Genomic DNA, 9,135 nt, shown 5'->3' with positions numbered 1-9,135 from the left:
GCGTGCTGATTCCACAGGCAGTCAGCTCGACTCTGAATTTTCGATGTATTTACTGCGTTTTCACACAGCCTGGACCCATAGCTGCCTTTCGCGAAAGACAGCTAAACTCACTGGGACGCTTTAACGTGGCATGAGGATTTGGGGTAGGAAGCTTAGCCGTCTACCACAATAGGATGACGGAGACGTTCATCCGGGGGCTACATCACGGCTTACGTGGTGCCGGACACCGTAAGGACGCTGGAGTAGGGGGAGGCGTTGAGGGCCGTTATGTACGCCCACGGATCGATGTGGCCGTGGCTTTCGATGCCACAACCTTCATTGACCCTTGAGGTAGAAGTTGGGCATCAGGCCACGGATTGGGCGCTCACCCGATTTGACGCTAGGCGGCGTGCGCGCCCCACACCCCAAGCTAACGCTCGGGTCATGGATTCACCTGGGCGGGAGTCGAATGCTTCTTCGTGAAGGGCCATGCCGGAGCTTGCATACACACCGATGAACATTTGTGTGCTGCCCGTCCGTGAGAGACGCACTTGAACGTCAATCGTGATGCCTTGGTCCAGCGTCTCGTCATGTGTCCGATGATGGAGCGTAGGATCAGCCCAGTTCCAAAACACATCGCCGCGAATGCGCATGCCCGTCCTCCTACGACTTTAGTCTTGTGTTGTCACTCCACCATAGCGGAGGAAACGGCGCGTGCAACGGTTTTCTGCATGATGTGCATCTAACCCGACTGCCGGGGATTTGCTTGTACAAAAAATAAAAGCCGTATAAGTTCTGATGAATTGGCTTGTCTAAATTTTTGTGCGCGAATCGTGAATCCCAGAATATAATGAGCGTTTAACAGCGCGGCTGATCACAGTTAAGCTCCTCTTTATCCCTGTTGGTCGGCTACGCGGTTAAATGGGGCGCTCCTGCAAATAAAGGGTGATAACTATTTATTAGGTCGCGTAGCGCGCAATCCATTCATAAGTGACTCGGTTTCTTCCATGATCAGTCTTAGGCGGATGTGCAGTTGCGCTAGGGTGCTGACAATTGAATTCAATTGCTCGTGATCAAACTGGTTTGCCATGAGTGTATTGCGGCTTAAGCTCGCACTATTGGAACTCTCGAAAGTGGTCGCTTTCATGATAAGAAGGGTGGCCTTTGATTGTGCAGAAATCATTTAGTGGTCGGCCTGAGCTCCAGAATTTTCTTACAAGGGTCACACGCTCATCATCGCTGTATTGTTTTGCCTGCTCGTTTGCAATCTGCTTGCTAGGCATGTGAAAACTCCAGTGCTGCAGCGGAAGGGTAAAAAATGGGTGGCACAAGGTGCTCAATGCTCGGTAGCTATATGACCCAGTCAAATAGAAGTGCTGCCAGCCCGGCACCTACTATTGACCCTGTCAGAATCATCAGCCACTCCAATATTGACGTATGATTGCCCATATCAGATGTGCCTCCGAAAATTCATAAGCCATGCATATGAATACAAAGGCAGCTACGATTGCGATAGCGCCGTAATAAAAAAATGTCTTGTCCGTGGATGGGGCCATGGGGCTATCTCCGGTAGAAAGTCATTCCGTTCGCATTATTGGAAATGGCTCGGACGGGTTGCGCGAATCAGAAATCATCTTTTCGCATTCTGTTATGGCTAGCGATTTATTCGGAAAATTCCGCTTTATTCTTATTTTTTCTTGATTGTCGTAGATGTCGAACCCTCCCGAAGTGGTAGCGGCGTAAAACCGACTTCCAATCTGAAATGATTCGTTTTCTATAGGTACTGCTGGAACGATAACGAATCTTGGTTGCATTTTGCCATCTCCCCCTTGGAGACCTAAGTAATAGCCAGGCTCATACATAGACGCAAGAGGGCTCACAATAAATTTCGCCCGAAATCTTTCTGCGTATTATTTTGAATGCTTGCTCTAACTTTCAACTCCCCTCATTTTGGAGCGTACTGTCAGCATCGCCAGCAGCTCTGAGACGATCCGTGAGGTGTCGAGTACAGAAAGGGGGGTGAAAAAGCGCTCGTTGCGAGGGGATTGCGACGATTCCAAGTGGGCTGGACTGAATCGCCCACGGTTTGGCAGATACCTTCAGCCTTAAATCGATGGCCCTTAACTCCCTGCAGGCCGGCTAATTCTGACCGGTTTCTGCCGATGCCGACGGGCCGCAATGGGTCGATGGCGGTCAGTCCCGATTGGCTGCTACTGACCCATTACTGCTGGTGAGCCGCACAGCAATCCCTGTGGGAGCGGGCGCGCCCGCGAAGAATCCAACGCGGAGCCTGGCACCTGCTGCGCCGGTGTTCGCGGGCACGCCCGCTCCCACAGAGTGCGCGTCGCGCTCACGAAATCAGTTGTTTTTCAGCGGCTGCTCTGGGTCGATTCCGCCGGTCAAGACGTGCCCGTGCACAGGTCACATTCGATGCGAATGGCTGGTCAAGTCGGATGCAAACAGGTGACCGTCATGCCACGGGCGTACATGGCGATGATTTTGTCATCGAATCCGGTGTAACGGCGCTCATGCTTGGGGATCAGAATGGGCTCAAAACTGCCGTCTCGATCGCGAGGTATTTCCAGTCGCAACGGGCCATAACCCGTCAAAACCGTCTTCCCACTCTTGCCGTTACGCTGGTTGGTTTCATCCTCTGGGCGCTGCGCGCCCGGCGGTTAACCCAGGTGGGTGGCCAAGTGCGGCACTCAAAGCGCGTTCGATGTGGGCCTTCTTGAACGCCGCAGAGGCATCCTCGATAGCTTCCGCGGACAGCAGGCCCTCGCCGAACTGCTCCATCAGCTTGGCGATTTTGGGTAGGTCACGCAACAGGATCAGGCTGAGGACCGGGCGTACCGGAATGGGTAGCTTCGAACCGTGATCGTGAAGATCCCCCTTGTCGAGAACAACATCGATCAGCAGCTATGGCAGATGCTCTAAGCGAAGCGTCAGGTCAGCCTGGAGCTCATTGAGCCAGAAGAGCAGCAGGACATGCTGGCCAAGGCGATACTCGCCGCGACTATCCAATAGACTCACTCAAATGACCGACCGCTCCAGAAACACACGTATCGTGCGTTTTGGGCCCGACCTAGTTCTGCCAGCACGCCGGGTAACGTTTGCATACTTCAAAGCGCTGGTCCAGATCGGCCATGCGTGCTTGATGTGCGCTGAATGCTTCTTTCTGAAGTTCCCGCAGGGTCCGGTAGTAATATTCCAGCATAGTGTTATTGGTGATCATCGCCTTGCTGCGGTCTGCGGTCTCACTGTCCGGAAGCAGTTCCTTGATCGACGGGGTGTCGAGCAGGCCCAGTTTATTGCTGTAGTAATCCTTGTACAGCTGCAACGAGCGCGCATGGCTACTCGCCATGTCGTTGGCCGATTGCTCCAGGTTAAGGCGGTATTCGGTCCAGTAGGCATCCGGCAGGGTGAAGCCCAGGCGCCGCTTGCGCTCCTCAGTTCCCTTATCGAATAACGCTGTCTGCGCAGTGGTGTCGGCAGGAGCGTACTTCATCTTGGCTATGACGCTGGCGTCCACGATCTGACTGATCAAGGCCATACGCTCTGCTGACTGCGGTTGTGCCTGGGTGGGTTTGGGGAAAATCGGGTTGCTGCCGGAGCAGGCGGGCAGGCCTTTGTTGGTTAGCGCGATGGGCGAACGCACCGCCTTCCCGTCGATCTCACGCAGCCGGTTAAGCGTGACCAGGCAATTGTTACCCACGTAGCGGAAGTTCGCTTCGTATTCGCCACCGCTCTGAGGCGTGAAGTTGAACGCGACGGTGCAGACACTGGCGGAGCCCAATGTATTGGCACGAACAAACAACTCGCGGCCCGGTTGTAGCCGCACCTCCAGATAAGCCTTGGCGTCGTTTGGCGCGGGGATACTCATGGCTGCGCGACGTCGGGTGTTGGCGGTGAACAGGTTGTTGAGCAGCCCTGTGGTCTGTCCGCCACAATGGGCAGCGTCGAACACATCCATCGTCGAATTTTGATTGCTGCTGATGAAGCGCAGCTTTGCCGCGTCGGGCTCGGTGGCGTCTGGATAGGTACCGTTGATACTGCACCCGCTGAGGGAAAGGGCGGCGATGCTGACGGCGCCAAACATGCGCCATTGGTAGAGATCGAACATGTTGATGTATCGTCCTTGATTCCACAGGAAAGCGAAAGGCCGCCATCCTAGTGAAGGCGGTAGCGGCCGTCTAGCGCGCCTATTCCAACAGCGTTTCCTTTTTTTCACCGAGGTAATGGAATGCTTTGCTCGCACCACATCGTCGCAATCGGCCTGATAGGACTATTGGCCGGTTGCTCGCAAATACCCACTGAGATGGCATTGGATTCAACCACTTATAACGCGCAAAATGCCGGCCTTGTGATCGGCGCGCTGATAGGAGGTGGCCCTTATGGCACCTACCTGGAATTCCAGGACATCAATAGTCACAAGACCTATGGCTGGGGGCCCAAGGACGATTACTCGGCGTGGTTGCCCGCCGGGGAATATGAAGTCACTCGCCTGGGGCACCGCCGCGGGGTCATGGGCCCGTATTCCAGCCCGCTGCGGTTCACCGTTAATCAAGGGAAGCTCAACTACCTTGGGGAGATGGTGTATGACTGCTCATCCGTCGCTCAGCCGGTCGCGCTCTACGGCGTGATGAACTGCGGATTTCTCGCACTGGACGAATGCACGGTCCCTCACGCTACCGTGAACGTGTGCGTCGTGGACCGGCAGGGCCAAGCGATCAAGCATTTCATGCAGCAGCACCCGGAGCAATCCCGGTTACCCGTGCAAAACGCAGTCATGTCGCTACGCTAGCTGGCACGCCTTTGACCATCAGAGGCCTCTGGCATGATCGCTGCCCGGCCGCCTGAATCATCACGACGTTCTCTACGCGGCGCAGGGCCTGCTAGCCGAGCGCAGCAGGGCAAGCGTTGATAGCCTTCACGACCTGCTGGTACCTCTGGACGAGAGCCTTGAACCGGCCATTGCCCTGCTCGGGTATAAGCCGGTGCTAAAGGGAAACCGATGAGTGGAAGCGCTGAAGCACACCGCGTTGGGTTACCCACCCCGTAACATTCGAGCGGCATGTTTGCTTTGGGTCGAAAGCAGACTTTCTCAGGACGTACCATCTTCCGCGCAACTGCCAATCAGTGAATAGTTCCGCCGCCGTGGCCAAAGGCTTTCATTTGATAGTCGGTTACAGCTTGGAACAGAGACTCAGCTATCAGGCGTAATCTTTCCACCTCTATCGCAGGCGCGCCGGTATCCTGCGCTTCGTGGTAGCGGCGCATTGCCTCAATTGCCTCGGTGTAGGCTGGGTGGTCGGGCGGCAAAATCTTCGACTGTTTGGGCATCAGTGCCTCGATATCAGTGAATTGATTCAGACAAACTGCCGGCTTCAAGCACCTGGAAATCCACTACCGCGTGATAAACGGAGTCAGCCAACACTCTAAGCCGCTCGATTGTCTCTGGAGATGCCCCGTTATCTTGCGCGGCCTGATGCGCCCTTATCGCATCAAGGGCTTCGCGCAGTAGCGGCTCGCCGGCTTTGGCCATGCCTTCCAAGGTTCGCTTCATGCTCTGCCCATTCTGCTATGTTGATCCATCATAGGACGATAGCGACGGTCTGATGGCCGGCATCGATCCAAGGCCTTGTGTTTAGCAGTTCAGGCCTCATCGCGGCAAACCGGTTCCCATAGGAATATCACCAGCTTCCAGACCTGCGCCAGCCTCTGTGAGAGCCGCGCGTATCGGCGATGTGTCGCGAAGCGACCCCAATATTCAGGCGCCGGGTCGATAGCTGCCGGCAAGAGCCAAGCATACCTAGGCTGCCTTGGAAAAATCGCTCCCTTCCAAACGTGAGTTGTTAGGCCATATGTCCATCACAATCCGCAGCAAACCAGCATAAGCCACACTAAAAATGGGGGACCAGATGGGGGACCAAAAACACACAGGCACAAAAAAGCCCCAAAAAATCAGGGCTTTAATGAGAATTAGTGGCGGAAGCGTAGGGATTCGAACCCAGAAACCATCACACATCCGTTGGCAGCTTCTGTCCCCCCGCACGGAACACTTTACCAGCGATGGTAGCCTGCCCCGGCCAAGCGATCGCATACGAACAGGATCCATCTCGGTTCCGCCGCCCTCGCCACGGAGGTACACTGAGCTCCATCTGGTTCCATCTCGGCAGCCGTCAGAAATCGCCGTTCCAGATCGCGGATCCATGTGAGGGTATCGAGGGTATTTTTACGGGTATATTTTTAGTTTTTCTAGCTGAAAACACCGCCCTAAAGGCTAATCCAAATGTTCTTCGGCGATCCCGATAGTCTGTGATCAAGTTCTATTGAGTACGCGCTGTTTTTTTTTGCGCCGCTGAATCCTGAGTTCCGGACGAGCCATCGGACGATGAGCATCGTCCGATTACAGCAACAAAATCGCCTGGCCATGATCAATGCAGGGAACAGGTATCACATCGCGCCGGGACGTCAGCCATTGCCGCATCCGCTCGGCATCAAAAATCTGACCCTCTTCCATCATTCGCAGAATGAGCGATTGGGACATCCGGTAACAACCACACTGGGGGCAGCGCCGCTCTTCCCAGCCGCTGTCGCATTCGACGGACTCAGCCTGTCCGGCGCAGATTAAACAACTCATGTAAGCCCCCTTTGTTCTTGTTCAGTTGAGGGTGGGTAGAGGGATCAGGAGGATCCTATAGTTTTCGCGTTACATGAGATTTCCATGCCAATCCGATATTCCTTCTACCATGATTCTGGCCACCGTGACTGTCGGTAAAGCGATGTGAACCTGAGTGTGCGCTCGCCAGTCCCACATCGAAACGCAATCAGTTTGGGTATCGCGTGATGAATGACTGGATCGACTTTCTCGAATGGCCCGCCATGGTCCTTACCGTGCTGGCCGCCTGGTGCATCGGTTCAAGGCGCCCGGACAGACGCAAGCTGGGCTTCTGCTGCTTCATAGGCAGCAACGTGCTGTGGGGGTTGTGGGGATGGCAGGCGCAGGCCTGGGCGCTGATCATTCTGCAGGTCTGCCTGTGCGTCATGAACCTGCGGGGCTGGAAGAAAAACACCGCAATGGAGCCGGGCTAATGGGGCGTGCCTATGTGCGCCGCAAAATGTGGCGCCTAGTCCGTTCGTTCCGCTCGTCAGCGCCATCGCACAGGTCGCCACCCAGGCAGGACAAAGAAATGGTGAACATCCCAACGGAGATACACCATGAAGATCATCAAACCCCACTCGTTGTTGTTGGCACTGTGCCTTGGCGCCAGCGCGCCGCTTGTGCTGGCGGCCACAGACATGAACGACCAGCGCGCTCCAGGCACGCAAATGCAAGACAGCAGCCACATGAATGGCAATGGCGGCGCTACAGGCGCAGGCACGCCTGGGGATGGCATGGGTACCGGCTCTGGCGATACCGGTAGCAATGGCACCGACAATACCGGCGGTGATGGCACCACCAATGGCTCAGGGACGGATAGCGGAAGCGGCAACGGTACAGGAACGAACCCTGGCGGTGGCGCTGGCGGCTCGAGCGGCTCCGGCACGGGTGGCTCAGGTGGTGGTAGTTCCGGTGGTTGAAGGCTGAGTGCCCGCAATGGGTAAGGAGTGAGTGCCATGGGCGCCGCACGGCCATCGATCAAAGGTCGAGGGCACCACGGTGCAAGGCGTTCAGCATGCGCGCGGCGTCAGCGCTAGCCTCGTCCAGCAGAGCTAGCGGGATTTCACTCAAGGCGGGTTGAGTATCGGCAAGCCCCTCGCCAACCAAGGCCAGCGGGCATTCGATTTCCATCTGCAACGCGCGCAAGCGCCTGATCAAGGCGGGGCTCAACGGGGCCTGGACTTTTATCACCAGTGCCGCAGGCCGCATCGCCGCACACACGATAGGGAGCTCTTCCAGCGGCTGCCCGCAACCGAGCACTTCGATACGCTGCTGCGCACTGCTCAACAGTAGCCCGGCGCACAACACCTTGAGTTCGGCTTGCCCCTCGGTAGCGGCCAGCAACACGCGCGGCGCATCGGCCTGGTTCATGTGCAGACGCAGCAGCAAGCGTGCGCGCAAGAACGTGTCGAGAAACACCCATTGGCTGCGCTCGCCTGGCGCAGCCCCTGCAGCCAAGTCGTGCCAAACCGGCATCAGCACTTCCCGCAGGACGATGGCCGTGGGGAAAAGTGTACACAACTGTCCATGGATGCCTTCAAGCGCCGTTGCATCGAAAGCCTTGGCGGCGCGCGCCACGCTGGCGCGCCATTGGTCAAAGGCCGAGAGCTGCTGGGCAGAGACCTCAGGCTGGCCTGCGAGCCTTTCACCGACCTTGCTGATCGGCACGCCGTTGCCAGTCCAGCGCAAGATGTCGCGTATGCGCTGGACATCCCGCGCCGTGTACAGGCGATGGCCGCCCTCGGTGCGCTGCGGGCTGATCAAGCCATGGCGCCGCTCCCAGGCACGCAAGGTCACCGGGTTGACGCCGGTCAAGCTGACCACATCGCGCATCGGTAGCAGGTCGGGTGAAATGGCGTCAGTCATAACCAGGGGCATCCAGAGGGTGAAACATTCTAAACCCATATGCGCCTTCTGCGCTGAGCCGCCTTGGTTCATGATGCAACACACGTCGCCGAAACCTTCTGCATAGAAGCTACGCTGCGCATATCGCATACGAAACGCCTGTAGGTGGGCCCCATGATAAACGCGAAACTCCTGCAACTGATGGTTGAGCATTCAAACGATGGCATCGTCGTCGCCGAGCAGGAAGGCGATGACAGCATCCTTATCTACGTCAACCCCGCTTTCGAGCAGCTCACCGGGTACTACGCGGACGACATCCTCTATCAGGACTGCCGCTTTCTTCAGGGCCAGGATCATGACCAGGAGAGCCTTGCAGTCATCCGCAAGGCAATCCGCGAAGGCAAGCCCTGCCGCCAGGTGCTGCGCAACTACCGCAAGGACGGAAGCCTGTTCTGGAACGAATTATCGATCACGCCCGTGCGCAACGAGGCGGACCAGCTGACGTACTACATCGGCATTCAGCGCGACGTCACAGCACAGATTTTCGCTGAGGAAAAGGTACGCGAGCTGGAGGCCGAAGTGGCTGAGTTGCGCCGGCAACTGGGGCAGGCTGAGCGCTGACTGAACATCCCTACCCGGTCAGGCCA

General features: G+C 56.7%; 11 protein-coding genes and 1 pseudogene. 5 read left to right on the top strand and 7 right to left on the bottom strand.

Annotation, left to right across the window (positions count from 1 at the left end):
- Positions 1–344: 344 nt before the first annotated feature.
- The 4 genes and pseudogenes from F6X59_RS28765 to F6X59_RS28755 all read right to left on the bottom strand — a co-directional run bounded on the left by F6X59_RS28765 (position 345) and on the right by F6X59_RS28755 (position 4,102).
- Positions 345–632, bottom strand: a complete 288-nt coding sequence (locus tag F6X59_RS28765; protein ID WP_256669399.1) for a hypothetical protein — start codon at positions 630–632, stop codon at positions 345–347.
- 924 nt (positions 633–1,556) lie between these two features.
- Entirely contained in the window at positions 1,557–1,793 is a 237-nt protein-coding gene (locus F6X59_RS28760) for a hypothetical protein (RefSeq protein ID WP_256669398.1), read from the bottom strand.
- 651 nt (positions 1,794–2,444) lie between these two features.
- Positions 2,445–2,775 (bottom strand): annotated as a pseudogene (locus tag F6X59_RS23045) (transposase); the annotation flags it as partial.
- Positions 2,776–3,064: 289 nt separating this feature from the next.
- Complete coding sequence (locus F6X59_RS28755; protein WP_235208038.1) at positions 3,065–4,102, bottom strand: hypothetical protein; 1,038 nt, start codon at positions 4,100–4,102, stop codon at positions 3,065–3,067.
- A gap of 120 nt (positions 4,103–4,222) precedes the next feature.
- Here F6X59_RS28755 and F6X59_RS23030 point away from each other — a divergent pair, with 120 nt between their 5' ends.
- On the top strand, positions 4,223–4,783 hold the full coding sequence (locus F6X59_RS23030; RefSeq protein WP_038409441.1) for a hypothetical protein: 561 nt from the start codon (positions 4,223–4,225) through the stop codon (positions 4,781–4,783).
- Between the two features lie 332 nt (positions 4,784–5,115).
- Here F6X59_RS23030 and F6X59_RS23025 read toward each other — a convergent pair whose 3' ends face one another.
- Positions 5,116–5,322 (bottom strand): hypothetical protein, encoded by a 207-nt coding sequence (locus tag F6X59_RS23025; RefSeq protein WP_038409440.1) that lies wholly within the window; start codon positions 5,320–5,322, stop codon positions 5,116–5,118.
- 13 nt (positions 5,323–5,335) lie between these two features.
- Positions 5,336–5,545, bottom strand: coding sequence for a hypothetical protein (locus F6X59_RS23020; RefSeq protein ID WP_016488107.1), 210 nt, complete (start codon positions 5,543–5,545; stop codon positions 5,336–5,338).
- A gap of 828 nt (positions 5,546–6,373) precedes the next feature.
- Between F6X59_RS23020 and F6X59_RS23015 the strand changes: the two genes are divergently transcribed.
- The 3 genes from F6X59_RS23015 (at position 6,374) to F6X59_RS23005 (ending at position 7,563) form a co-directional block, all read left to right on the top strand.
- Positions 6,374–6,613 (top strand): hypothetical protein, encoded by a 240-nt coding sequence (locus F6X59_RS23015; RefSeq protein ID WP_152958283.1) that lies wholly within the window; start codon positions 6,374–6,376, stop codon positions 6,611–6,613.
- 215 nt (positions 6,614–6,828) lie between these two features.
- On the top strand, positions 6,829–7,074 hold the full coding sequence (locus tag F6X59_RS23010) for a hypothetical protein (protein ID WP_152958282.1): 246 nt from the start codon (positions 6,829–6,831) through the stop codon (positions 7,072–7,074).
- Positions 7,075–7,200: 126 nt separating this feature from the next.
- Positions 7,201–7,563, top strand: coding sequence for a hypothetical protein (locus F6X59_RS23005; protein ID WP_152958281.1), 363 nt, complete (start codon positions 7,201–7,203; stop codon positions 7,561–7,563).
- Between the two features lie 58 nt (positions 7,564–7,621).
- On the opposite strand, the gene F6X59_RS23000 is transcribed toward F6X59_RS23005, so the two are convergent.
- Positions 7,622–8,509, bottom strand: coding sequence for a MerR family transcriptional regulator (locus tag F6X59_RS23000; protein ID WP_152958280.1), 888 nt, complete (start codon positions 8,507–8,509; stop codon positions 7,622–7,624).
- 153 nt (positions 8,510–8,662) lie between these two features.
- Between F6X59_RS23000 and F6X59_RS22995 the strand changes: the two genes are divergently transcribed.
- Positions 8,663–9,109 (top strand): PAS domain S-box protein, encoded by a 447-nt coding sequence (locus F6X59_RS22995; protein WP_152958279.1) that lies wholly within the window; start codon positions 8,663–8,665, stop codon positions 9,107–9,109.
- The last annotated feature ends 26 nt before the right edge of the window (positions 9,110–9,135 follow it).

Origin of the sequence: Pseudomonas sp. MN1F (assembly GCF_009391885.1) — a bacterium.
Taxonomy (GTDB): domain Bacteria; phylum Pseudomonadota; class Gammaproteobacteria; order Pseudomonadales; family Pseudomonadaceae; genus Aquipseudomonas.
This window is presented reverse-complemented; position numbering and strand designations above follow the sequence as displayed.